23 protein-coding genes and 2 pseudogenes are annotated in these 24145 nt (G+C 69.3%); 7 read left to right on the forward strand and 18 right to left on the reverse strand.

Going from position 1 to position 24145, the window contains the following annotated elements; all coding sequences use genetic code 11:
• The 3 genes and pseudogenes from sufB to C464_RS00850 all read right to left on the reverse strand — a co-directional run.
• Positions 1–1275 (reverse strand): annotated as a pseudogene (gene sufB / locus C464_RS00840) (Fe-S cluster assembly protein SufB); the annotation flags it as partial.
• 52 nt (positions 1276–1327) lie between these two features.
• Positions 1328–2254, reverse strand: coding sequence for an ABC transporter ATP-binding protein (locus C464_RS00845; protein ID WP_006111577.1), 927 nt, complete (start codon positions 2252–2254; stop codon positions 1328–1330).
• Positions 2255–2400: 146 nt separating this feature from the next.
• Entirely contained in the window at positions 2401–5202 is a 2802-nt protein-coding gene (locus C464_RS00850; protein WP_006111578.1) for a DNA-directed DNA polymerase, read from the reverse strand.
• Positions 5203–5304: 102 nt separating this feature from the next.
• On the opposite strand from C464_RS00850, the gene C464_RS19075 reads away from it, so the two are divergent.
• The 3 genes from C464_RS19075 (at position 5305) to C464_RS00860 (ending at position 6508) form a co-directional block, all read left to right on the forward strand.
• Entirely contained in the window at positions 5305–5478 is a 174-nt protein-coding gene (locus C464_RS19075) for a DUF7331 family protein (RefSeq protein ID WP_167539325.1), read from the forward strand.
• Positions 5479–5579: 101 nt separating this feature from the next.
• On the forward strand, positions 5580–6041 hold the full coding sequence (locus C464_RS00855; RefSeq protein WP_006111580.1) for a DUF7322 domain-containing protein: 462 nt from the start codon (positions 5580–5582) through the stop codon (positions 6039–6041).
• A 26-nt stretch (positions 6042–6067) separates the two neighbouring features.
• Positions 6068–6508: a DUF7346 family protein gene (locus C464_RS00860; RefSeq protein WP_006111581.1), complete on the forward strand. Its 441-nt coding sequence runs from the start codon at positions 6068–6070 to the stop codon at positions 6506–6508.
• A gap of 27 nt (positions 6509–6535) precedes the next feature.
• On the opposite strand, the gene rad50 is transcribed toward C464_RS00860, so the two are convergent.
• The 4 genes from rad50 to C464_RS00880 all read right to left on the reverse strand — a co-directional run bounded on the left by rad50 (position 6536) and on the right by C464_RS00880 (position 11327).
• Positions 6536–9229, reverse strand: coding sequence for a DNA double-strand break repair ATPase Rad50 (gene rad50 / locus C464_RS00865; protein WP_006111582.1), 2694 nt, complete (start codon positions 9227–9229; stop codon positions 6536–6538).
• Positions 9226–10587, reverse strand: a complete 1362-nt coding sequence (gene mre11 / locus C464_RS00870; RefSeq protein WP_006111583.1) for a DNA double-strand break repair protein Mre11 — start codon at positions 10585–10587, stop codon at positions 9226–9228. The genes rad50 and mre11 overlap by 4 nt, the downstream gene beginning before the upstream one ends.
• The gene (locus C464_RS00875; protein WP_006111584.1) at positions 10584–10979 is read right to left on the reverse strand and encodes a hypothetical protein; all 396 of its coding nucleotides are present in this window, start codon (positions 10977–10979) and stop codon (positions 10584–10586) included. The genes mre11 and C464_RS00875 overlap by 4 nt, the downstream gene beginning before the upstream one ends.
• An 84-nt stretch (positions 10980–11063) precedes the next feature.
• Positions 11064–11327, reverse strand: coding sequence for a helix-turn-helix domain-containing protein (locus C464_RS00880; RefSeq protein ID WP_004598708.1), 264 nt, complete (start codon positions 11325–11327; stop codon positions 11064–11066).
• Positions 11328–11511: 184 nt separating this feature from the next.
• Here C464_RS00880 and pan1 point away from each other — a divergent pair, with 184 nt between their 5' ends.
• A complete protein-coding gene (gene pan1 / locus C464_RS00885; protein WP_006111585.1) occupies positions 11512–12729 on the forward strand; it encodes a proteasome-activating nucleotidase Pan1 in 1218 nt (405 codons plus the stop codon).
• Positions 12730–12825: 96 nt separating this feature from the next.
• On the opposite strand, the gene C464_RS19810 is transcribed toward pan1, so the two are convergent.
• From C464_RS19810 to C464_RS00905, 5 genes and pseudogenes are all read right to left on the reverse strand, one after another.
• The gene (locus C464_RS19810; RefSeq protein ID WP_006111586.1) at positions 12826–12957 is read right to left on the reverse strand and encodes a hypothetical protein; all 132 of its coding nucleotides are present in this window, start codon (positions 12955–12957) and stop codon (positions 12826–12828) included.
• An 88-nt stretch (positions 12958–13045) separates the two neighbouring features.
• Positions 13046–14221, reverse strand: a complete 1176-nt coding sequence (locus tag C464_RS00890) for a DHH family phosphoesterase (protein ID WP_006111587.1) — start codon at positions 14219–14221, stop codon at positions 13046–13048.
• Positions 14222–14344: 123 nt separating this feature from the next.
• A complete protein-coding gene (locus C464_RS00895) occupies positions 14345–15247 on the reverse strand; it encodes an NAD(P)H-binding protein (protein ID WP_006111588.1) in 903 nt (300 codons plus the stop codon).
• Positions 15244–15696 (reverse strand): DUF5791 family protein, encoded by a 453-nt coding sequence (locus tag C464_RS00900; protein ID WP_006111589.1) that lies wholly within the window; start codon positions 15694–15696, stop codon positions 15244–15246. The genes C464_RS00895 and C464_RS00900 overlap by 4 nt, the downstream gene beginning before the upstream one ends.
• A 56-nt stretch (positions 15697–15752) precedes the next feature.
• A pseudogene (locus C464_RS00905) lies at positions 15753–16550 on the reverse strand (DUF7286 family protein); the annotation flags it as partial.
• A gap of 107 nt (positions 16551–16657) precedes the next feature.
• On the opposite strand from C464_RS00905, the gene C464_RS00910 reads away from it, so the two are divergent.
• Together C464_RS00910 and C464_RS00915 are read left to right on the forward strand one after the other, a co-directional pair.
• Positions 16658–17737 carry a tubulin/FtsZ family protein gene (locus C464_RS00910; RefSeq protein ID WP_006111591.1) on the forward strand — a complete coding sequence of 360 codons (1080 nt, stop codon included), beginning with the start codon at positions 16658–16660 and terminating at the stop codon, positions 17735–17737.
• A 51-nt stretch (positions 17738–17788) separates the two neighbouring features.
• The gene (locus C464_RS00915) at positions 17789–18496 is read left to right on the forward strand and encodes a phosphoglycerol geranylgeranyltransferase (protein ID WP_006111592.1); all 708 of its coding nucleotides are present in this window, start codon (positions 17789–17791) and stop codon (positions 18494–18496) included.
• A gap of 36 nt (positions 18497–18532) precedes the next feature.
• On the opposite strand, the gene C464_RS00920 is transcribed toward C464_RS00915, so the two are convergent.
• A complete protein-coding gene (locus C464_RS00920) occupies positions 18533–19162 on the reverse strand; it encodes a riboflavin synthase (protein WP_006111593.1) in 630 nt (209 codons plus the stop codon).
• Positions 19163–19302: 140 nt separating this feature from the next.
• On the opposite strand from C464_RS00920, the gene C464_RS00925 reads away from it, so the two are divergent.
• Positions 19303–19626 carry a DUF7533 family protein gene (locus C464_RS00925; protein WP_006111594.1) on the forward strand — a complete coding sequence of 108 codons (324 nt, stop codon included), beginning with the start codon at positions 19303–19305 and terminating at the stop codon, positions 19624–19626.
• On the opposite strand, the gene C464_RS00930 is transcribed toward C464_RS00925, so the two are convergent.
• The 5 genes from C464_RS00930 to C464_RS00945 all read right to left on the reverse strand — a co-directional run bounded on the left by C464_RS00930 (position 19623) and on the right by C464_RS00945 (position 24128).
• Positions 19623–21062, reverse strand: a complete 1440-nt coding sequence (locus tag C464_RS00930) for a M24 family metallopeptidase (RefSeq protein ID WP_006111595.1) — start codon at positions 21060–21062, stop codon at positions 19623–19625. The genes C464_RS00925 and C464_RS00930 overlap by 4 nt on opposite strands.
• Positions 21059–22903, reverse strand: coding sequence for a UvrD-helicase domain-containing protein (locus tag C464_RS00935; protein ID WP_049910738.1), 1845 nt, complete (start codon positions 22901–22903; stop codon positions 21059–21061). The genes C464_RS00930 and C464_RS00935 overlap by 4 nt, the downstream gene beginning before the upstream one ends.
• 107 nt (positions 22904–23010) lie before the next feature.
• Entirely contained in the window at positions 23011–23169 is a 159-nt protein-coding gene (locus C464_RS19080) for a DUF7563 family protein (protein WP_006111597.1), read from the reverse strand.
• A gap of 83 nt (positions 23170–23252) precedes the next feature.
• Positions 23253–23435 carry an HVO_0416 family zinc finger protein gene (locus C464_RS00940; protein ID WP_017341975.1) on the reverse strand — a complete coding sequence of 61 codons (183 nt, stop codon included), beginning with the start codon at positions 23433–23435 and terminating at the stop codon, positions 23253–23255.
• A gap of 150 nt (positions 23436–23585) precedes the next feature.
• On the reverse strand, positions 23586–24128 hold the full coding sequence (locus tag C464_RS00945; RefSeq protein WP_006111599.1) for a CDP-2,3-bis-(O-geranylgeranyl)-sn-glycerol synthase: 543 nt from the start codon (positions 24126–24128) through the stop codon (positions 23586–23588).
• Positions 24129–24145: the final 17 nt, after the last annotated feature.

Genomic DNA, 24145 nt, shown 5'->3' on the forward strand with positions numbered 1-24145 from the left:
ATGTGGACGAGGCCGCGGTAGTTGGTGCGGCCGCCGTCTTTCGCGATCGACTTCGACTCGACGGTGGACTTCGTGTCCGGCGCGTTGTGATACACCTTCGCGCCGGTGTCGATGTCTTGGCCCTCGCCAGCGAAGGCGATGGTGATGTGGTTGTCCGAGGCGCCGCGGCCCTTCAGGATCGTCGAGGGGTACAGCATCGTCGCCTTCGACCCCATCGATCCGGAGATCCACTCCATGCGCCCGCCCTTCTCGGCGATGGCGCGCTTGGTNCTTCGACCCCATCGATCCGGAGATCCACTCCATGCGCCCGCCCTTCTCGGCGATGGCGCGCTTGGTGTTCAGGTTGTACGTGTTCTTCGACCAGTTCTGGACGGTCGAGTACTGGACGTGAGCGTCCTCGCCCACGAACACCTCGACGCCGCCTGAGTGGAGGTTGAACGCCGAGTACTTCGGCGCGGAACAGCCCTCGATGTAGTGGACTTCCGACCCCTCCTCGGCGATGATGAGCGTGTGCTCGAACTGGCCCATCCCCTCGGAGTTCATCCGGAAGTACGCCTGAACCGGCATCTCCACGGTGGTGTTCTCCGGGACGTAGACGAACGAGCCGCCGGACCAGATCGCGCCGTGAAGCGCCGCGAACTTGTTGTCGCTCGGGGGGACGCACTTCGTCATGAAGTGCTCGCGGACGATCTCCTCGTGCTCTTGGACGGCCTTGTCCATGTCACAGAAGATGACGCCCTTCTCCTCCCACCGCTCCTGCATGTTCTGGTAGACGATCTCGGACTCGTACTGCGCGCCGACGCCCGAGAGCGCGTTCTTCTCCGCCTCCGGGATGCCGAGCTTGTCGAACGTGTCCTGGATCTCCTCGGGGAGGTCTTCCCAGCTCTCGGCACCGCCGCGGGTCTCGATGTCCGGCCGGATGTACGGGACGATCTCATCGATGTCGATCTCGGAGAGGTCCGGCTGGCCGGGCCAATCGGTCGGCATCGGCATCTCCTGGAACTGCTCGAGCGCGCGCAGGCGGCGCTCCAGCATCCACTCCGGTTCGTCTTTGTCCTCCGAGATGACGCGGACCGTCTCCTCGGTGAGGCCCTTTTCGGTCTGGAAGGCGGACTTCTCCTCCTTCTTGAACTCGAAGCGNTTGTCCTCCGAGATGACGCGGACCGTCTCCTCGGTGAGGCCCTTTTCGGTCTGGAAGGCGGACTTCTCCTCCTTCTTGAACTCGAAGCGCGCCTCGGTGTCTGTCTCCTTGAGGTCGTCCTGTTGTGAACTCATAGTGTATTGTTACGGATTGCCGTGTTTACGTGTGTCGCGTGCCCGCATTCGGTTACGCCGCCTCGTAGGCGTCTTCGCGGACCCAGTCGTACCCCTCGTCCTCGAGCTTCTCGGCGAGCTCCGCGCCGCCGCTCTTGACGACTTCCCCGTCGAGCATGACGTGAACGTGGTCGGGCTCGACGTAGTCGAGGATGCGCTGGTAGTGCGTGATCTGGAGGATGCCCGTGCCCTGCTCGTCGCGGAGCGCGTTGATCCCCTTCGAGACGTCCTTCAGCCGGTCGATGTCGAGCCCGGAGTCGATCTCGTCGAGCACGGCGACGCTCGGCTCCAACATCGCCGCCTGGAGGACCTCGTTCTGCTTCTTCTCCCCGCCGGAGAACCCGGCGTTGAGGTAGCGCTGCATGAACTTCTCGTCCATGTCGAGAAGCTCCATCTTCTCGGAGAGGATCTCTTGGAACTCGGCGACGCCGATCTCGCCGTCGTCCGCGGGCCCCTCCATCGGGGAGGTCTCGTACCCCTCGTCGTCCTCGTCGGCTTCCGCCTCCTCCTCGTCCTCGTCCTCGTCTTCGAACAGCTCCTCACGCTCGTCCGCCTTGGCGTTGAGCGCCTGCCGGAGGAAGTTCGTCATCGTGACGCCCTCGATCTCCGCGGGGTACTGGAAGCCGAGGAAGATGCCGAGCGCGGCCCGCTCGTTCGGTTCCAGCTCTAGGAGCTCCCACTGATAGTCCTCGTCCCCGAGCTCGACGTCGATGTCCGCGACGTCGGCCTCGTCGAGGTGGAGCAGGATCTCACCGCCCGTGACCTCGTAGGCGGGGTGGCCGGCGATCACTTTCGCGAGCGTCGACTTCCCCGAGCCGTTCGGCCCCATCAGCGCGTGGATGTCGCCCGACTCGACGGTCAGATCGACTCCGCGAAGGATGCGTTCGCCGCCCTCTTCCGCCACTCGTGCCTGAAGATCGTTGATTTCGAGAGTAGCCATGTGTATTCTCGTGCCTCGTACGTTGACGATGGGGGTTGAGGGGGTTAATGGTTACGCATCTCCCCGTCAAAAGTCGCAGATCGACCAAGAAATTTTCTAGCAATCGAAAACTGCTTTCCAGACACCGCGTTCCCCCTCACCGTCGATCACATGAACGAGCCGAGTCCCGTCTGTTCCTGCCCCGTCTTCACCTCCTCCCACGACATCCCGAGCGCCTCGATCACGCGCTCTATCGGCCCTTTGAGCGTCTTGTCCAGCATCTTCTCCCAGTCGACCGCGAACTCCGCCGGCACTTGGTCGGCGTACTCGAAGCAGATCACGTCCGGGTCGCGTTTGAACTCCCCGTACAGGGGGTCGCTCTGTGGGTCGAGCCCCTCCTCGTCTTCCATCCGCGCCCAGAAGTCCGGGTGGACCTTCTCGATGTACAGCCGCTTCGGCTTCGACCCGCTGCCGAAGTTCGTCCCGAGCATGCGGTTGGCGTACTTCGCGCCGCGGACCTGTGCCGTCGGCGTCTCGTACGCGTCCAACTTCTTGCCGATCCCGCCGGGGATTCCGATTTCGTCGAGATCCATCTCGCCGTCGAGGACGCGCGCGATGACGTCCTCTAGGTACGCTTTCACCTCTTCCATGTCCGCGTCGATGTCGTCGCCCGTGACGATCGTCTCGATGACGTTCTGCTGGACCTCCTTCGTGATCCCGGCGATGTCCGAGCGCTTGTACTCGAAGCCGGTGATGTCGATGTCGTCGACGTCTTTCCCCTCCTTCCAGACGATGTGGCCCGCGTACCGCTTCTTCTTGCCCGCTTGGAAGAACCGTCGGTAGAGCTTCTCGAACTCGATCTGGAAGCGGTGGAACTCGGCGTTGAGCTCCTCGCGCGCGAAGTCGTCGTAGCGCTCGTTGATGTGGTCCTCTATCTCGAAGGAGGTCTCGATCGCCTCCTCCGTGGACATGTCCGACAGCGAGAGCATGACGCTGTCGGTGTCACCATACGCAACCTGATAATTCAGCTCCTCGGCGGCCTCCTCGGTGAAGTCGATGACCTCGCGACCCGTCGCTGTGACGGCCGCTGCGCCCTCTTTGTCGTAAAGCCGGAACCGATCCCATCCCGTCACGCCGTACAACGAGTTCATAATAACCTTGACAGCTCCCTGCTGTCGGTCGTACTGCTCGTACGGCTCGGTGCCCGGGTCGTGGTCGTTCCGGAGCGCCTTTTTCTCCTCGCGCTCGGAGAGCAGCTCGTCGACCATCTCGCGCATGATGCCGTCCGGCTCCTTCCGGAAGTGGGTCCCGTTGGGCGCGACGTACGTCTCGTCGTCGTACTCGTCGGGGTCGACCTTCGTCTCCGGGCCGGCGTTGATCGTCACCATACACATCGGGTACAGCGACTTCAGGTCCTGGACCGTCACCATCTCCTTGACGCCCGTGATCGGGTCGAAGACGGCCCCGCCCTCGAAGTCCTCCGACTCCTGCTGGCCCTTCGTCGGGAGCGCGAACTTCCCGAACGCCTTGTGGAGGACGTACATGTCGACGGTGTCGCCGGGCGTCGGCGCGTCCTCGATCTTACAGCCGACGAAGGTGCGCACCTCGTCCCAGAACGCGATCACGTCCTGCTTGCGGTCGATCTCGACGCACAGCTCCACGTCGCGGATGCTGTACTCCAGCAGCCGCTCGGGGTCCTGCTCCCAGAGGTCGCCGATGTCGCCCGTGTAGCGCTCCTTGCCGACGCCCAGTTCGCGCTCGCCGACCGCGTCGAGGCGGTACGACTCCAGCTCCGTGAACATCGTGCGCTTGTAGGCGTACAGCAGGTCGAAGACGACCCGGCCCTTGACGTCGGGGCCGCCCCAGCCGGACCGCCACACCTCGCCGATCCGGGAGAGCCGGTCGACGGAGAGGTCGTACTGGCTCCCGTCGTCGAGCTCCTCCAGTCGGTCGAGGACGTACGGCGCGTCGAAGTCCTCGAAGTTCCACCCGGTCAGCAGGTCCGGGTCGGTGTCGTCGATGTACTGGACGAACGCGTCCAGCATCGCCGCCTCCTCCTCGAAGGTCCGGACCTCGAAATCGACGTCCGACCCGTCCCCGACGATCCCCTCGTACTCCGGGAGATCCTCCGGCGGGGGGACCTCCGCTTCCGGGGCGTCGTACAGCCAGACGACGTACTCGTCGTCGTAGGAGTCGTGGCTGGTGAGACAGACGATCGGCTCCTCGCCGTCCTCGGGGAACCCGCGGCGGTCGTCGACCTCGATGTCGAAGGTGTTCACGCGGAGGTCGGCGTCGACCTCGGCGGGTTCGAGGTGCCCCTCGTGGACCTGAATCGTCCCCTCCCCGTCGTCGAGGCGGCGCTCCTCGACGCGGATCCCGCCGTCGATCCCGTTGTCGATCAGGAACCGGTTCGGGAAGAGGATGTCCCCCTCGAAGCTCGTCGCGAAGTCGTCGCGGATGCTCCCCACGTCGCGGGGCGTCCGGGTGACGATCCGGGTGAGCGACTCGCCGCGGATGCTCTCGTAGGGCTCGCCGTCCGGGCCCGCCTCGCGCGTTCCGATCACCACGTCGTACTCCTCGACGGGGTCGCGGTCGAGGTCGGCCGTCGGGACGTAGAAGTACGGCTCGACGCCCAGCACGCGGAGGTGTTCGACGACGTCGTGGTCCGCCTCCCCGTCGACGTGCTCCGCCGGTCGGCGGCCGAACACGTGGACGACCGGGTACTCGTCGCTCCCGTACCCTTCGACGGCGTAGTCGATCTGGGTGATCATCAGCTCGACGGTCCCGGTCGACTCCGGGAACTTCGCGTCGTCGACGTCGACGACGTCGTTGACGTGGCCCCGACCGCCGCCGGCGACGACGGCCGCCTCCTGCGCGGCCAGTTCCTCTCGTTCGGTGTCCGTGTCGCCGTCGGCCTCGCCGTCCGCGCCCCCGGTCGACGAGAAGTCCGACAGCCCCGACTGAGTCATATCAGTGCTTCGGCGTCACCCGGCTAAAAAACTCGGCTTTCGGGTGCGGCGAGGTATCCCGCCACGGAAAGGCATATATTGTGTGACTTCTTACCACGGTCTATGCCTTCGGACCCACGTTCCGAATCCCAGGCGGCTCGCCCGGCCGACTCCGACGCGGTCGACGCCGAGGTGGAGGTGTACGAGGACGACGGGAACGTGGTGCTTTTCGACGCCACGAATCCCCTCGCGTGGGTCGAAGCGAGCCGAACGGTGCGGCTCGCCGACGTGCTCTGATCGGCCCACCGACGCCGCGCGTTTCTGTCCGTCTTCGTCCAGTAGCCGCGGTGCCGCGACCGGACGGAACCCCTTTGCCCCGGCCCGGCGTACGTCTCGGCGTGTTCAGCCTCGACGAGGACGACGAGGGCGAGATCTCCGTCGGCGAGAGTTCCGACGCCGAGCGGGAGATGACGCCCGACATCCCCGAAGCGCCGTCGGTGAAGACGTTCGACGACGGGGGCGACTTCGAGGGGGCCAGCGACGTGGATCAGGGGACCCTCCGCGCGTTCGTCGTCGCCGTCATCTACGCCAACGCGGCCGTCCTCCTCGTCGCGCTCGGGCCGATGGTGTGGTTCTTCGAGGGATGGTCGCGGCTCGGCCCGGCGCTGCTCGTCGTCGGCCTCCTCGCCGGCGTTCGGACGTATCAGACGTACCGGTCGTGGAACCGAGCGCGGGCCGAAGACGCCGAGTCCGACCCCGACGCGGAGAGGGTTCCGGACGACGAGACCGACGTGACCGCCGAGACCGACGACGAAACCGACGCGGACGCCGACCCCGACCCGACGCGCCCGGAAGCGTAATGTCTGACGAGCGCGCTCGTTCCACCATGCAGACGGTTCGCGACGGCGACGGCGAGACGTACCTCCTCGTGAAACGCTCCGCCGAGTCGAGCCGCGTCCGCGACCCGGCCACCGGCGCGGAGCGATACGTCGACAACGACGACCTCCGGGTCGTCGACGGCGAGTCACCGCTCGCCACCGCCGCCTCGGGCGTGCCGGAACCGGTTCGCCGGACGCTCGGCGCGGTCCGCGACGACCGCTCGCTCGGCCTGCTCGCGGTGGTCGTCGACGAGGGACCGGTCGCCGCGATCGATCTCCTCGACGCCGCGGACATGTGCGAGTCGGACCTCCACGGTTCGATCACGGAGTTCCGCGCGGCCGGTCTGGTGGAAGAGGGCGAGGTCGCCGGCCGGCGCGGCTACGAGGCGACGGCGGTCGCGGTCGAGGCGCTGGAGTTCCTTCGCGGCGAGCCGGTCGACGACTCGTGACCCGCGAGCCGCCGACGGTTCGCCCGCTCAGTCGTCGGCGAGCGACACGACGTCGAGATCGGCCGCGTCCTCCCGACGGACGGTCGACCGGTTCGAGCGCGGGTCCTTCTCGACGGTGACCAGCTCGTCGGCCGCGCCCACCAGCTCGTCGTCGTGGCTCACGATGACGATCTGGCGCACGCCGAAGCCGCGCATCTCCTCGACGAGCCGAACGAGCCGCGAGACGTGCCCGGAGTCGAGGAACACCGTCGGCTCGTCGAGGATGAGCGGCGGCGTCGGTGCCGCGCCCTCGATGCCCTCCGAGAGCAGCCGGTAGATGGCACAGCGCAGCGAGAGGTTGAACAGGGCCCGCTCGCCGCCGGAGAGCTGCTCGGGATCGAGCGGCTCGCCGTCCTTCTGGTAGACGGTGAGGACGTACTCGCCGTCGAGCTCGATGTGCGAGTAGGCGTCGTTCCCGTAGACGAGTTCGAACGTCTCGTTGAGGGTGCGCTCCAGCTCGCTGACGTTGCGCTGCCGGAGCTCCGCGCGCAGGTCGCCGTACATCGACTCCAGCTCGCTCGTCTCCTCGTGGAGCGTTTCGAGCGCGGCGACCCGCTCGCGCAGCGCCTCGCGCTCCTCGCGGAGCCGCTCTAGCTCACGGATGTCACCTCTCACCTCGCCGATCGCGTTCTGAAGCTCCTCTCGTCGCTCGTCGAGGCGTTCGAGCTCGCCGGCGACCTTCTCGAGGTACTCTTCGGCCTCTTCCTTCCGCTCTCTCGCCGTCTCGACCGCGGACTCGTCGACGGCGTCGGCGAGCTCGTCGCGCCGCTCGCGCTTGTCCGCGAGCCGGTCGCGCCGCTCGTCGTTCACCTCCGTCAGGTTCTCGCGCTTCTCGCGGCGTCGCTCGACCTCGCCCTCCGCGTCCGCGATCGCCGACAGGCGCTCCTCGATCGCCGTCACCGCCTCGCGAGCGTCCGCGATCGCCTCCAGATCGCCCTCCAGTTCCGCGACGCGCGACGCGGCCGACTCGGCCTGCTCGCGCTTCTCCGCGGCGACCTCGCGCGTCTCCTCGGCCTCCGCGCGGAGGTCGGCGGCGCGCTCGCGCTTCTCCTCGGCCTGCTCGCGCCGCTCCGTCGCCGCCGCGCGTTTCTCCTCGGCGCGCTCTTCGAGGGTCTCGGTCCGCTCGTCGATCTCGTCGAGCCGGTCCGCCGCGCTCGCGAGCTCGTCGAGTTCCGCGACCCGCTCGTCGAGGTCTCCCTCGCGCTCGCGGGCGGCCGACAGCTCGGCTTCGAGCTCCGCCACCCGCTCGCGGTCCGCGTCGATCCCGCTGGCGTGCGGCGAGTCCTCGACCGGCTGGCCGCACTCGGGACACTTCCCGGCCGCGAGCAGCTCCTCGGCCTCTTCGACGCGCTCGCGGGCGTTCTTCAGTTCCGCCGACAGCTCCGCGATCCGCTCACGGACCTCGCCCCGCTCGTCGCGGAGCGCCTCGCGCTCGTCGGCGACGCCGTCGCGGCCGACGTCGGCGTCGGCGGCCGCGAACCGCTCGCGGAGGGCCCCCGCCTCCTCGCGGAGCGCCTCGACCGACGACTCGCGCTCGGCGGCCTCGTCCGCCGCCGACTCGGCCTCGTCGACGAGGTCGTCGGCCTCGGACTCGATCTCCGCGGCGCGCTCGGTGCGGTCGTCGGCCTTCCCGGCGAGGTTCGTCGCCTGATTCCGCAATCCCTCGGCGTTCACCCGCGCGTCGTCGAGGTCGGCTCGGACCGATTCCTCCCGGTCGTCGAGCTCCTCGCGCCGGGCGGCGATCGCCTCCTCGCTCGCCGCGTCGAGGCCGGCGTCGTCGAGCCGGTCGTCGATCGCCGCCTCGATATCGCCGATCCGCTCGCGGGCCTCGCGGATCGCGTCGCGGTGGTCGTCGCGCTCGCGTTCCGCCTCGCGGATCGCGGTCTCGATCTCGTCGATCTCCGCCGCCACCGACTCCAGCTTCTCCCGTTTCTCCGCGTGGGTCGCCAGCGTCTCCGCGGCCGCGTCGCGCGTCTCCTTCGCCTGCTCCCGCTGCGCCTCGTACCGGTCGACGTCGTCGGTGACGTCGCCGAGTTCGCTCTCCAGCCCGTTGAGCCGCGCGTGGAGGTCTCTGTCCTCCTTCGCGCCGATCTGGTCGTCGAGCTGGTCGAGCCGCCCGCGTCGGTTCTCGAGCACGTCCTCGACGCCGAGCCGCGCGTCACCGGCGCGCTCGCGGTACTCCTCCAGCTTCCCGAGCTGGAGCAGGTCGTCGATCGTGTCCTGTCGCTCCCGCGGGGTGGCGTTGATGAGCTTGTTCACCTCGCCCTGCCGGACGTACGCGCAGTTGACGAACGCCTCGGCGTCCATCCGCAGCAGTTCGGTGACGAACTCGCGGACCGCCCGCGCGCCGTCGCGAGTCACGTCGCTCCCGTCGGTCGCCTCGAGCGTACACTTGTGGTCGATCCGACCGTCGTAGGACTTGAGCCGCCGCTCGATCCGGTAGGAGACGCCGTCGTGGGTGAACCACAGCTCGACTTCCGTCTCCGCCTCGCCGTTCGTGATGACGTCTTCGAGGGTCCCGTCCAGCGCCTTCGATCCGTACAGCGCGAAGAAGCAGGCCTCCAGCAGCGACGACTTCCCGCTGCCGTTGAGCCCGTGGATCACCGTGACGCCCTCGGTCAGCCGCAGGTCGGCGTCGCCGTACGGCTTGAAGTTCGCGAGGCGGACACGGTCGAACTTCACAGGTAGTCCTCCATGGAGACCTGCCCGTCGGTCGACGCCGGGTCGGTGTCGTCGGGCTCCGCGGAGTCCGCTTCGTCGCTCGATTCCTCTGCGTTCGATTCCTCGGTCTTCGACTCGTCGTCGTCCGGCTCGTCTCTGCCGCGCGATTCGCCTCCGTCGCCGTCGGGCTCGTCGAGGTCGTCCCGTTCGTCACCACCGTCGACGACTTCGACGTCCGTCCCGACGGCCTCGAACGCGCCGAGGTCGCCGTCTTCGTCCAGCCGCTCTTCGATCCTGCGCTTCACGGTCTCGCGGACGTTCGCGTCGGGGACGCCGTCCTCGCGGACCGCGCGCTCGACATCGCGCGCGGCGGTCGAGAGCGCCATCTCGTCGAGCCGGTCGCGGACGGCGTCCTCCGGGTCGGCGAAGCTCACGTCGACCTCGCCGTCGGCGTCGACCTCGCGCCGGTCCGTGACGCGCGCGATGAGCGCGCCCTCGTCGCTCGCGAACTCCTCGACGGCCGCCGGCGTCACCGGCTCGCCCTCCCCGGTGACCTCCACGTGGACGACCGCCTCCGCGAGGTCGTGTTCGCGCACCCGCTCGCGGACCCGCGACTCGCCCTCGCCCTCGCGCAGTTCGACCGAGACGAAGACGAACGGCCGGGTGTCGAGCGCGCGCCGCCGGATCTCCACCCGGTCGTCGCCGCCGGCCGCGTCGGCGTCAAAGACGACGAGGTTGTAGCCGCGCCCCTCGCGCTCGCTCGCGCTCGCGCGCTCGGTCGACCCCGGGTACGTCACCCACGTGTCGGCGACCTCGGCGGTGTCGGGAGTGTGGTTGTCGCCGAGGAGCATCGCGTCGAAGTCGACGTCGCTCTCGGTCAGGACGGTCTCAGTGTCCCAGTCGGCGTAGCCGAAGGGTTCGAAGAGGCCGTGCGCGACGAGCGCCGCGTAGTCGGCGTCGTGGTCGGCGAAGGCGTAGTCGAGGTCGTCGCGCCGCGAGACGGGGACGTGGTCGAGCCCGTAGAACGCGGTGTCGCCCACGACGACCGGCTCGTCGCCGAGCCGCGTGGCGAGGCCGAGCCGTTCGAAGAGGTCGAGCCACTGCCCGCCCCGCGTCGACTCGTGGTTGCCGACGACCGCGAGGAACGGGATCCCGGCGTCGTCGAGCCGACGGAGGACCGAGATGGTCCCCATCAGGTCCGGGAGCTCCGGGCGGCGGTCGTGGAAGAGGTCGCCCGCGTGGACGACGGCGTCGACGCCGTCGTCGACCGCGTCGTCGACCACGGCCTCGAAGGCGTCGAGGAAGTCTTGGCGTCTGACCGGCGAGTGGTACTGCGAGTACCCGACGTGGGTGTCGCCGGTGTGGATCACCCGTGTCATCTGTCCGCGTCTTGGCCGGTGTCCGGCTTAGGGATTCCGGGGCCGGAGCGGAAGTGGTCGTCGTCGGGACGGCTCGCCCCGTCGGCGTCACCCGCCCCGCCGGCTTCACTCTCCTCACCGGTGTCGCCCGCGGCCGCCCGTCGAAACGCTCGGTACGCGTCGAGCGCCTCTCGTCCCCGCGCGGCGGCCGCCTCGTCGCCCGCGCGGTCGGCGGCGGCCAGCGCGTCCGCGAGGCGGTCCAGTCCGACGGTCTCGACGAAGCCCGCCGCGCGTCGGACGTCGGCCCGCGCGGCGTCGGCCTCGTCGATCACGGCGACGTACGGGCGTCTCGCGGTGTCGGTGCGCGTCGCGAGCGCGGCCAGCGCGCGCTTGACGGCGGTAGTCGAGACCACAGCCCTCCTGGCGCGGTATCGGTGATAAACCGTCGCGGCCGGTCGCCGATATCGCCGTCGGCGACGATTCGGGCGGGCCCGCGCTCAGATTCCCAGCGAGTACAGCCGCTTGCGGGCGTCCGTGAAGGAGAACCGCGAGTCGACCACGCCCTCCTCTTCGAGCCGCGACAGCGCGTAGCGGACCGTCCGCGGCGGGAGGAGCGTCTCCTCGGCCAGTTCGCTCTGCGTCAGCGTGTCGTTGTAGTCCAGCACCTTGGCGACCAGCTTCGCGCTCGGGGGGAGATCGCGAACGGCGGCCCAGCGATCTGCGGTCCCGTCGTCGGCGGTGACGGCGTCGGTCGTACTCATGCGTGTCTCGATCGTTGCCATGCTGGATAATAATATTTACTATCAGTTTTAATTACTTCTGCGAATTAAATTGGGGCCGTATCCCGATCGGGGGCGGCGGTCGTCCGTCGTCGAGGCCGGCAGAACTGGCCGCGTCGTTCCCCCACCCGAAGCCTCTTATCCGCGAGACGCTTTAATAAACACAATGAGCGACACGGTCGACGACGTCGACATGCCCTACGACGAGGGGTCGGCGTCGAAACAGGAGAAGATCGACTCCCTACAGGAGCGGCTCGACGTTCTTGAGTCCCAAAACGAGGAGATGCGCGACAAGCTCCTCGACGCCAACGCGGAGAACAACAAGTACCAACAGAAGCTCGAACGGCTCACGCACGAGAACAAGAAGCTGAAGCAGTCCCCGCTGTTCGTGGCGACGGTCCAAGAGATCACGCCCGACGGGGCCGTGATCAAACAGCACGGGAACAACCAAGAGGCGCTCACCGAGATCACCGACGAGCTGCGCGAGGAGCTCGACCCCGACGACCGCGTCGCGGTCAACAACTCCCTGTCCGTGGTCAAGAAGCTGGAGAAGGAGACCGACGTCCGCGCCCGCGTGATGCAGGTCGAACACTCCCCGGACGTCACCTACGCCGACATCGGCGGCCTCGAAGACCAGATGACGGAGGTCCGCGAGACCGTCGAGATGCCGCTCGAACACCCGGACATGTTCGAGGACGTCGGGATCACGCCCCCGAGCGGCGTGCTCCTGTACGGCCCGCCGGGGACGGGGAAGACGATGCTCGCGAAGGCCGTCGCCAACGAGACGGACGCGACGTTCATCAAGATGGCCGGCTCGGAGCTGGTCCACAAGTTCATCGGTGAGGGCGCGAAGCTGGTCCGGGACCTGTTCGAGGTCGCCCGCGAGAACCAGCCCGCCGTCCTGTTCATCGACGAGATCGACGCCATCGCCTCGAAGCGGACGGACTCGAAGACCTCGGGCGACGCCGAGGTCCAGCGGACGATGATGCAGCTGCTCTCCGAGATGGACGGCTTCGACGAGCGCGGCGAGGTCCGCATCATCGCCGCGACCAACCGCTTCGACATGCTCGACCCCGCCATCCTCCGTCCCGGTCGGTTCGACCGCCTCATCGAGGTCCCCAAGCCGGAGACCGAGGGCCGCGAGATCATCTTCCAGATCCACACGCGCAACATGAACCTCGCCGACGGCGTCGACTTCGCCGAGCTCGCCGAGCTGACACCCGAGGCCTCCGGGGCCGACATCAAGGCCATCTGTACGGAGGCCGGGATGTTCGCCATCCGCGACGACCGCACCGAGGTCACGGTCGACGACTTCATGGAGGCGCACGAGAAGCTCAAGCAGGACGAGGAGACGAACACCGACGACTCGCTGGCGTTCGCCTGATCGGCCTCTCGGTTCCCGTTTCTCTTTAGCCGGCGCTTGTTCCCCCGCCGTTTTCGCCTCGATGCCCCGCCTCGCACAGCACCGCGAGACTCCGTGCTACAGCGCGGCGACGGCGAGGTACGGCGCGACGAAGAACAGCAGGAACACGAGTCCGGTCGCGAGCGCGTATCCGGCGCCCACACCGGCGAGCGCCACCCACCCGCCGTCGACCGCGTCTACGGCGTCCATAACCGACCCACCGCGGCTCGGAACTTAAATCCGCCCGCTCGGGTCGCGGGGACGACGAGACGTCGGTCGCTCCCGGGCGCGCGCCGGATCACACGTCGCCGGCCATCGCCCGGAACAATCCCTCGGCGAGGGCGTCGCGGTCGACGGTCTCGAACTCCCCCTCTCCCGTGGGGTCGACGTTCGGCTCGATCGTCCCGCCGCCCATCCGGGAGTGACCCCCGCCGTTCCCGTTATCGACGTCCCCTAACACCGCCGCTATCGCGTTGCCCATGTGGACTCGGTCGTCGCGCGACCGCCCCGAGAGGTGGACGGTCTCGTCGCGCTCTCCGATCACCACGACGGCGCTGACTCCCTCCAGCTGGATCAGCTCGTCGGCGGCCTGCGGGATGGCGTCCACGTTGTTCACGCCGCCGACGTCGGCGACCGCGAACGACCCCTCGATGCGCCGCCCCGCGATCGCCCGCGCCTTCACCTCCAGTACCTCCGCGTCGACCGCGGGGTTCGCGATGCGGTCGAGCCGGTCCTGATCGACGCCGGGGTAGAGGTAGGCGGCGGCCGCGAAGTCGGGCTCGCTGGCACCCACCGTGAGGTGTTTGGTGTCCGAGAGGATCCCGTACAGCAGTCCGGTCGCCGTGTCCGTCGACAGCGTCAGACTGCTCGACGTCTCGCTCGCATGCTTATCGGGCGGCACGGGGACCGCGCCGTTGTCTCTGAAGTACTCGGCGACGACCGACGCGGTCGCGCCGTAGTCGGTCCGCACGTCGGTGAACGACTCGCCGGCCCCGTCTCCCGGGTGGTGGTCGACGACGGCCGTCGGCAACACGCCGTCGGCCCCGGCGAACCCCCGCGGCTCGTTGTGGTCGACCAGGACGACCGACTCCGCCGCGAGGTCGCTCACGTGTTCGATCGGTTCGAGTTCGAGGTCCAAGACCGTCCGGAACGCGCGGTTCTCCTGATGGCGGATCTGGCCGGGATACTGAACGGTTGCGTCGACGTCCGCCTGGTCGGCGAGCGAGGCGACGCCGACCGCGGCCGACATCGCGTCGGGATCCGGGTTCGGGTGCATCAGGACCGTTATCTCGTCTTCCCCGGCCAAGAGCCGGCGGAAGCGGACGCCCGGCGTCAGCCGGGACCGGAGCACGACGAGGCCGACTCCGACGGCGATCAGGACGGCGAGCGCCACGGCGACGGCGATCTCGGGATTCTCCCGGGCCATGGCTTCCGCCTGCGAGAACCGGTCGCCGGCCGCGCTCATCGCTCGCATGCGTTATGGCGAATCGCTCCCGACACATGAAGGTTCGTTAGCGTTCCGACGCTCCGGAACCGACGGAACGGCTCGCGACTCGGCGACTTCGCGGCGACGCGGTCGCGCCCCGGTCGACGCGCGCTACTCCGCTCGCGACCGGTACGCGCGCACGGCGTCGCGATATCCCGACCGGAACGTCGGGTGGACGAACTCGTAGCCGAGGTCGCGGAGCAGCGCGTTCGAACACCGTTTGCTCGTCCGGATCCGCCGCTCCGCCGCCGCCGAAAGGTCACCGGCCGCGATCCGCTCGTCCTTCGACCGCTTCTCCGGATGCGGGGCCCCGCAGGCGTCTGCGAGCCAGTCGGCGAAGACGTGCTTGTCGACCGGCTCGTCGTCCACGACCAGGACGGCTCGGTCGCGCGCGCGGTCCGTCTCCAGCAGGTGTCGGACCGACCCCGCGGCGTCGTCGCGGTGGACCATGTTGAGGTAGCCGGCGGTGACCGGCCCCTCGACGTACCGCTCCAGCCGGTACCGATCTGTGCCGTACAGCCCCGCGAATCGGACGACGGTCCCGTCGATCCCGGCCTCGGCCGCGCGCTCGGTCGCGATCCGTTCGGCCTCGACGAGGACGCGCGTCTTCTCGGTGGTCGGTTCCACCGGGGTCTCCTCGTCGACCCACCCGCCGTCGTGGTCGCCGTACACGCCCGTCGAGGAGGTGTACACCAACCGCTCCGGCGGCGACGCCCGCGAACCGTACTCGTCGACGACGTTCGCCAGTCCGTCGACGTACACCTCCCGCGCCGCGTCGGCACCTCGACCGCCCGAACTGGCCGCGAAGACGACCGCGTCGGCGTCCGGTAGGACGGAAAGCGACTCCGGATCGGTCGCGTCCGCGCGGACGGCATCGACGTCGGGTCCGGCCGCGTCGACCGCGTCGAGCCCGGCGTCGGACCGGCGAACGCCGGTCACCGCGTGGCCGCGGGCGTCGAGCTGCGCCGCCAGCGCCAGCCCGACGTACCCGCAGCCGACGACGACGACCCTCATGGCTTCCGGCGCTCGATGACCGCGAGGATCTCCGCGAGCTGGCCGAGGGTCAGCGTCGTCCGTCCCTCCAGCGCCTGCTGGACCTCCTGCCCGGTGAGGTCGGCGTCGATCCGCGCGGCGATCGCGTCGACGTCGAGGACCGCGGTCGCCATCCCCATCAGCAGGTGATCGCGCACCTCGGCGACCATCGCGTCCGCGTCGCGGTCCGGCTCCGCGGTCGCGAGGACGGCCGCCCCGTCGGCGAGCGAGAGCGTCGCGACGTCACCGTCGCGGGCGGCGGCGGCGTCCGCCTCGGTCAGTCCGATACCACCGACGAGCCGGTCGCGATCGACGCTCGCCGCCGCCTCCGACACCAACGCCCCGAAGGCGGCGAGCAGATCGGCCGCCGCCAGCTCGTCGACGTCGACGTCGGCTCCGGTTTCGCGGCCGTCGACGACTTCGTGGAACATACGCCTACTCCGTCTCCGCGTCTCAAAACGCCTGCGGTCGGGCGCGTCTCGGTCGTTCAGTTCTCCCGGCCGGCCGATCGCTCTCCGCCCGCACACGCGCTCTTCTCGCCCGGCGACGAGCTCAGCGGTCCCGGACACGGCCACCCGCCGGAGGTCTCCACGCGCGTCCCGTCGACGTCGCCGACCCCCGGCGGCCCGGCGGGAACCGCGACGACGACGATCGTCCGCGTCTCGAAGGCGACCGTCTCCGTCGACCCGAGCGTAACCGACTCGCCGTTCAGGTCGACGCTGACCGGACCCGGGTCCCGCACGTACTCGAACGGGCGATCGGGCGTGCCGACGTTCGCCCGAAGCGTGAACCGCGGGTACTCGCCGCGCACCTGGACGTTCCACGCGTTGACCGTCGCCACCCAGTACCCGGGAACCGGCGCGACCGGAACTCCCGCCCCGACGCTTCGTACGGGCTTCGGTACCCGCTCGTCCGGCACCGACGCGACGGCTCTCCGTGCGTGGTCTTCGATCGCCGACTCGACCTTCTTCCGACGGATCGCGCGGGACGCGGCCGTCGTCTCGTCGACGAACCGCGACGGCACGCGGACCGCGTCTCGGCCCGCTTCCTCTCGTGTCTCGACGCGAAGGTGCGCCACGAGCCCGAGCCGCTCGGCCGTCGCTTCCGCGCCGGCGGCCACGTCGGCCGGCCGCGCCTCGTCCCCGGTGACCGCCCGCTCGGCGGCGCGGAGTCGGGCCTCGATTCCGTCGTCCACCGGCTCCGCCTCTCTCGCTACCTCCGATCCCGTCGCGGCCTCCGTTCCCGTCGCCGCGTTCGATCTCGCCGTCGCCTCCGCTTCGGTTCTCGACGGCTCGACGCCGTGCGCGTGGTCGGGCATGCGGCCCGTTGCCCGCGGTTTCACTCTTAAACATCGGGGAAAGGATATTGTCGAGGGGACTGGTAGATGTCAGCATGAAAGCAGTCCTCCTCGGCGTCGGACAGGCGGGCGGCAAACTCACGACCGCCCTCGCGGAGTTCGATGCCGACGCCGGCTACGGTGCGGTCCTCGACGCGCTCGCGGTCAACACCGCCGCGGCCGACCTCGATCCCCTCCCGCTCGAAACGGTCCTCGTCGGGCAGTCGCGGGTCAGCGGTCACGGCGTCGGCGGCGACAACGAACTCGGCGCCGAAGTGATGGACGAAGACGCCGTCGAGGTGTTGGACGCGCTCGCCCCGAAGGTCACCGCGGCGGCCGAGGCGATCTTCGTCGTCGCCGGCCTTGGCGGCGGGACGGGATCCGGCGGTGCCCCGACCCTCGTCCGCGAGCTGAATCGGGTGTACGACGTCCCCGTCTACGCGATCGGGATCCTCCCGGGCCGCGACGAGGGGACGATGTACCAAGTGAACGCCGGGCGGTCGCTCAAGACGCTGGTCCGCGAGGCGGACGCGACGATCCTCCTCGACAACGACGCGTGGCGCTCCGCGGGCGAGTCCGTCGAGGGCGGCTACGAGGCGATCAACGCCTCGATGGCGAAGCGGATCGGCCTCCTCTTGGCCGCCGGCGAGGCCGTCGAGGGCGTCGCGGAGTCCGTCGTCGACACGAGCGAGGTGATAAACACGCTGCGGGCGGGCGGGATGGCCGCGGTCGGGTTCGCGTCCGCGCCCGCGGCCGAGGACCCCCAAGAGAACGTCACCACGGTGACGAGCGCGGTCCGGAGCGCGGTGATGACCGGGCTCTCGCTGCCGAGCGCCACCGACGCCGACGCCGCGCTCGTCGCGGTCGCGGGCGACCCGGACCGGATCTCCCGGAAAGGCGCGGAGAAGGCGCGCAAGTGGCTTCAAGAGGAGACGGGGTCGATGCAGGTCCGCGGCGGCGACTTCCCGCTCGACTCCGACCGGATCGCCGCGCTCGTCCTGCTCGGCGGCGTCGAACGCTCACAGCGCGTCGAGGCGTTCTTGGAGCGCGCGCGGCAGGCGGTGCGCGACGAGCGCGAGGAGAAGCCCGACCCGGCGGCGGCGTTCGAGAACGACGAGATCGACGACCTGCTCTGAGGCGGCGCAGGTTCCGCACCTTTTTGGTCTCGCCCGGCGGACTCTCGCCCGATGACCAATCCGTGGGACGACTGGGACCACGTGCTGAAGGTCGATCCCGACAAAGATCTCCAGCCGGGCGAGACCTTCGAGGACGTCTGCCGGACCGGGACGGACGCGATCGAGATCGGCGGGACCCTCGACGTCACCGCGGAGAAGATGACCCGCGTCGTCGACGCCGCCGCGGAGTACGACGTGCCCCTCTACCAGGAGCCGTCGAACCCCGGCGTCGTGATCGACTCCCCGGCGCTCGACGGCTACCTGATCCCGACCGTGTTCAACGCCGGCGGCCCCTTCTGGATCACCGGCGCGCACAAGGAGTGGGTCCGGATCGACGACCTCGACTGGAGCCGGACGCACACCGAGGCGTACATCGTCATGAACCCCGAGGCGTCGGTCGCCCAGCTGACGGAGGCCGACTGCGACCTCACCGCCGACGACGTGGGGGCCTACGCGAAGGTCGCGGAGCGCATGTTCGGCCAAGAGATTGTCTACGTCGAGTACTCTGGCACCTTCGGCGACACGGAGAAGGTCGGGGCCGCCCACGACGCCCTAGACGACGCCGCGCTCTTCTACGGCGGCGGCATCCACGACTACGAGTCGGCCAACGAGATGGCCGCTCACAGCGACGTGGTCGTCGTCGGCGACCTGCTCCACGACGAGGGCGTCGACGCCGTCCGCGAGACGGTGAAGGGCGCGAAAGACGCGCAGGACGACTGAAACGGCCCCCGTAGCGGAACGAGTGTCGGTCGGCGGTCAGTCGTTCGCCGCCCGCGGGTCGGCCGCGTACCCGTCCAGCATGTTCTCGACGTACTTCGCGATCACGTCCACCTCCAGGTGGACCGGGTCGCCGACTGACTTCTCCGAGAGCGTCGTCAGGTCGTAGGTCGTCGGGATGATCGCGACGTCGAACTCGCCCTCGCGCTTCTCCGCGACCGTCAGCGAGATGCCGTCGAGCGTCACGGAGCCCTTGTCGACGAGGTAGTCGCCGTGACCCTCCGGGATCGCGAACGCGAACCGCCAGTCCTCGCCGACGCGCTCGATCCCCGTCACCTCGGCGACGGTGTCGACGTGGCCTTGGACGACGTGGCCGTCGAACCGCCCGTCTGCGGGCATCGCGCGCTCGACGTTGACGACGTCCCCCTCCTCGACCTCGCCGAGGTACGTCTTCGCGACCGTCTCGCTCGCGAGGAACACCGCGAACCACTCGCCGTCGTCGGCGTCGACACCGTGCTCCTCGACGGTCAGGCAGACGCCGCTCACGCTTATCGACTGGCCGTGGTGGAGGTCGTCGAACCCGTCGACGCCGATCCGGAGTCGCAGGCCGTCGTCGGTCTCGGTCCGTTCGCGGACCGTACCGGTCCCCTCGACGATGCCGGTGAACATATCGGACGTGGGGGCGGGCGACGGATATCGGTTCTGGGTCGACGCGCCGCCGACGCGTCGGCCCCGAGCCGGCGTCGCTTTAGGTCGGCCGGACCGGCGCGTCGCGTCTCTTTTGCCCTCCGGGGATCAACGGAACTCCGATGCGACTCGGACTGCTGGACATGATCGGGCTGGCGGCGTCGCTCGTCTTCGCGCTCCCGCTGGCGAACTACGCCGTCATCCGGCTGGTCGCCGGCGAGGTCGCGCTCGGCGCTGGCTTACTGGTCGTCGCGGCCGCGATGGTCGTCCTGCCGCAGTACTTCCTCGACCCCGCGCGGATCGCCCGCAGGCTCCTTTCCGGACTGTTGCCCAGCCAGTTGCGCGGCGATCCCAACAGCACGGTTTCGGGTCGAGAGGACGGAGACGACGACTCCAAGTCGACGGACGGCCCCGCGGTCGACGGTGACGACGCGGCGAACCGTTAGTCCGAGCGGGACTGGACGGGGCCCGGCGCGATGTCGAACGGGTACTCGGCCAGTATCTCGTAGCCGTCCTCGGTGACGAGGATCAGGTCCTCCAGCCTGACGCCGCCGACGGCGGGGTCGTAGACGCCGGGCTCGACGGTGACGACGTGGCCCGGCCGCAGCTCGCCCGCGCCCGACAGCGACGGCCCCTCGTGGAGGCTCACGCCGACCCCGTGCCCCGTGCCGTGGGTGAACCCGGACTCGCCCTCGCCCGCGTTGGGTTCGAAGCCGTACGCGGCCAGTTCGGCCGCCGCCTCGCCGTGAACCGTCTTGGCCGGGACGCCCGGCTCGACCTCCGCGAGCGCCGCGTCGCGGGCGGCCTCGACCGCGACGTACGCCCGGCGTTCCCAGCCGCCGTCGCCGTCGACGACGAACGTCCGCGTCACGTCGCCGTAGTAGCCGTCCGGGCCGCGCGGCGAGACGTCCAGCAGGACCGTCTCGCCGGGCCGGATCGGGTCGTCGCCGACGTAGTGGAGGTCGGCCGCGGACGGACCGGCCCCGACGACCGTGTTGCCGGCGTCGCGGACCCCGCGAGCGGCGAGGACCCGGTTCACCTCGCGGCGGAGCCGCTCCGTCGTCAGCGGGTCGCCCTCCCAGCGGAGCGGAGGTCGTCGGTCGTCGCCGTGCCGGCCGCCGTCGGGTCGGTCGGTCTCCGGCCTCCCGTCGCCCGGCTCGACGACCTCGCTCTCCGCGAGCACCGCCTCGGCGCGGGCCATTCCGGCGACCGCCGCGCGCTGGACGCGGCGGAGCCGGTCGACCTCGGCCGGGGTCTTGCGCGCCCGGGCGGTCGCGACCGCGTCGGTCGACGACGGCTCGTTCCCCGCGCGCTTCAGGTACACCGCGGCGTCGTGCGGGACCGACGCGGGAGTGAGGACGGTTCGATCGGCGGTCCCCGACGCACTCTCGTCCTCCCGTCCAACGAGTTCCGCCACGGCCGCGGCCGCCCGCTCGCCGGCGTGGTCGCCGACGTTCTCGGTCCGAACCTCGCGGACGACGCCGTCGTGGAACGGGGCGTCGTCGCCGTCGTCCCGCTCCGCGGCCGACTCGCGCGCGCGGGCGACGAACTCGCGGGTCGCCTGCTCGCGGAACAGGGCGGGGGCACACAGGACCGCTCGACCGACCGGCGCGTCGGCCGCCGCCTCGGGATCCCGGTCCGTCGTCGACGCCGCCCCGTCGCTCGGGACGACGACCAGCGCGTACGGTCGGTCCGGTCCGGAAAAGCGCGTGAGGTAGCGCAGGTCGTCGTCGAAGCGGTCGCCGACGGCGACGAACGCGTCGGCGTCGCTCGCACCGATCGCCTCCACGATCGGCCGGAGGTCGGTCCGGAGCGGGCGGGAACTCGATCCGGCGTCGTCCCCGTCCGGCTCGGCGCTCGGGTCCGCGTCGCCGCCGCTCACGGCTCGGGTTCGGGGACGGCCAACTCCGCTTGGATCTCCTCGACGAGCTCTTGAGCCGGCTCCTCGCGGAGCTCGTTGAACAGCAGGACGCTGATCGGCAGCGTCGGCGCGCCGCTGATGAGGCTCTCCATGATCACGAGCCGCTCGCGGGCGCGGGACATCCCGACGTAGAAGACGCGGCGCTCGTTGTCGGTGAGCACCGGCACGGGGCTCGTCGCCTTCGTGAACTCCTCGACGCCGTCGACGTCGGTCGGGTCGTCGATGGAGGCGGCCATCTGCTCGACCACCTTCTCCGTGAGGTCGGTCGCGACGAACACGTGGTCGGCCTCGCGACCCTTCGAGGAGTGGATGGTGCCGACGCGGACGCGGCTCGGCTCGGTCCCTCGGTAGTCGCCGTCGAAGTACGCGCCCATCGACTTGCGTTGGAAGCTCGTCACCTTCCGGACCATGTCGTCGGCGCTGGCGGTGTCCGGCATGAAGGGGATGTACTCGTCGAGCGTGTCCGCCGCGACGTCGATGTCGGCGACGTCGTCGCTGTCGGCCGCCTCCTCGCGGTCGTCGAGGAAGTCGTAGAACTCCTCGCGGTCGTGCGTCCCGAACGCGGAGTCTTGGAGCATGTCGGCGAGCCGCCGCGCCTCCAGCCCGGTGACGGGGTCGTCGGCCTCGGCCTTCTCGACGGCGCTGACGTAGTCTTGGACCCGGTCGGTCCACATCCGCCCGTCGGTGAGCATCGTGAACGGGATGCCGTGGTCGATGAACTCGTCGATGAAGTCGAACATCTGGTAGCGCGCCCGGAACAGGCACATGACGTCGCCCTCGTCGTCCTCCACGGTGTACCGGACGTTCCGGACGAGTTCGATCATCGACGGCGACTGGATCGCCTCGACGGTGCCACCCTCCGTGCGCGGGTGGAGGTCCTTCTCCTGGCGCTTGTCGATGTGGCGGATCTCCGCGTTGACGACGTTGAGGATCTCCGAGGGAAGCCGGTAGGAGTTCGGGAGCACCACGTCCTCGTCGACGTCGGTGTCGAGGAGGAGGTCGGGGTCGGCCCCCTGCCACGCGTAGACGACCTGGTCGTCGTCGCCGGCGATGAGCACCTTCTCCATGTGGGGCCGCCACTCCTCGAAGACGTTGTACTGGAGCGTCGTGATGTCCTGGAACTCGTCGATGATCAGGTAGTCGACGCTGGGCACGAGCGAGCGCTGCGCGACCCGTTCGAGCATGTCCGCGAAGCCGACGAGGTCGTTTTCCCCCTTGTACGTCCGCCACGCCCGGATCGTCTCGGGGATGTCGATCCGGTCGTCGTCGGAGGGCCACGTCGGCGTGTACTTGTTCCCCTGCTGGGCGTTCGGGTCCTCCTCGGGCGGGAGCCGGACCTCCTCGACGTTCCACTGGAAGGGCACGTCGTACCAGTCGGCCACGTCGCGCTCGGTGCGCTGGAGCCACTGCGAGGTGGCGATGATCTTGTTGCCGATGGTCGTCGACCGCGCGGTCCGGCGGCCGGCCCCGCCGTGCTGGTCCTCGAACTCGATGCCGTACTCCTCGCAGAACCCCTCCTTGTCGTCCTCGCCGACCACGTCGCCCCGCGAGAGGTCGAGCAGTTCGTACGCCTTCGCGTGCATCGTGCTCACGTTCCCCTGAAGGCTACGCGGAGAGATGTCGAGCCGCTCGGCGAGCCGCTCGCGGATCTCGGCGGCGGCCGCGCGCGTGTACGAGACGACGAGCACGTCGCGGACGTCCGCTTCCTCCGTTTCGAGAATCTCTTCGACGCGGTCCAAGAGCGCGGTCGTCTTCCCGCTCCCCGGCCCCCCGAACAGCCGCGTCACCGTGGTATCAGTCATTATTACCTCCAGATTCCGGTTCTCCTTAAACGCCGTGGCTCGGGACCCGGCGACGCGGGTCTCGACCCGGCGACGGCGGATCGATGCGTTCGCTCTCGCTCGGCCGGCTATCCGCTCCGCGTCGCGCGCGCTTCGCGGACGTCGGCACCGTCGCGGACCAGGTCCTCGCAGGCCGGACAGACGCGGGGCCGGTCGACTTCGTTCGGAGTGAACACCCGAACGTAATCTGTCGTGACGAACGACCCGCAGTTCTGACACGTCGGCATGGTAGTCACTATCGGGTAATTCCACATAATACTACCGGGTAGTATGACGGAAAGAAAACTCGCGGACCGCGGCGGCGCGGGGGTCAGTTCGGCCGCCAGTCGCAGACCGAACACCGCGCGGAGCCTTCCTCGTGGAGCGCACCGCACTCGGGACACTGGAGCTTGTTATAGGATCGCTCCCAGCGTACGATCTCTGTCTCGTGGCCGTGATCGGAGAGGAACTCGTCGAACACGTCGTCGTCCGAGCTGGGTGCACTACTAGACATGCGTGCTAAGGTATGCCACATCAACATATATATCTTTCTGCCGTTCTCGTAGCTGCGAATTACACGACCGTACGATCGGTTTTCAAAAACATTCACTCCGATACGAAACTTCGAGGCGCGTCGGTCGCGCGAGCGACCGCGTGCCCCCGCTCACCACGGCTCGTTCTTGACGCCGAGGAGGTACGCGCCGACGTTCGTGACGACGTGGAGGAGGGGCGTCATCACGAGGACGACCGCGAGGACGCGCGGCGTGAACACCGCGAGCGCCCAGTCGGTGTCGACGAGGAAGGCGAGCCCCAGCGCGCCGACGACGAAGTCCAGCTGGTCGAGCCCGGGGAACGCCGCGCCGCGCTCCCGGCCCGACCGCCGCTTGAGGAAGGAAGCACCGATGTCGCCGCACATCGCGCCGAACGCGAGCGCGAACGCCGCCGGGAGCGCGAACGTCGGTAGGTCGCTTCCGAGCGCCGCGCTCGCGGGGTCGGCGAGCGCGTTGAGCGCGAGCGCGAGGAGGACGCCGACGAGGGTCCCCACCGCGGTGCCGCGCCAGGTCTTCCCGTCGCCGAGCAGCCGCGCGCCGCGCCACTCGCGGCCGCCGTCGATGGGGCGTCCGCCGCCGGCCAACACCGCGGCGTTGTTCGGGACGTACGCCGGGAGCATCGCCCAGAACGCGGTCGCGACAAGCGTACCGATCATGTCTCCACGGGCGGCGC

This window comes from Halorubrum coriense DSM 10284 (assembly GCF_000337035.1).
Lineage (GTDB): Archaea > Halobacteriota > Halobacteria > Halobacteriales > Haloferacaceae > Halorubrum > Halorubrum coriense.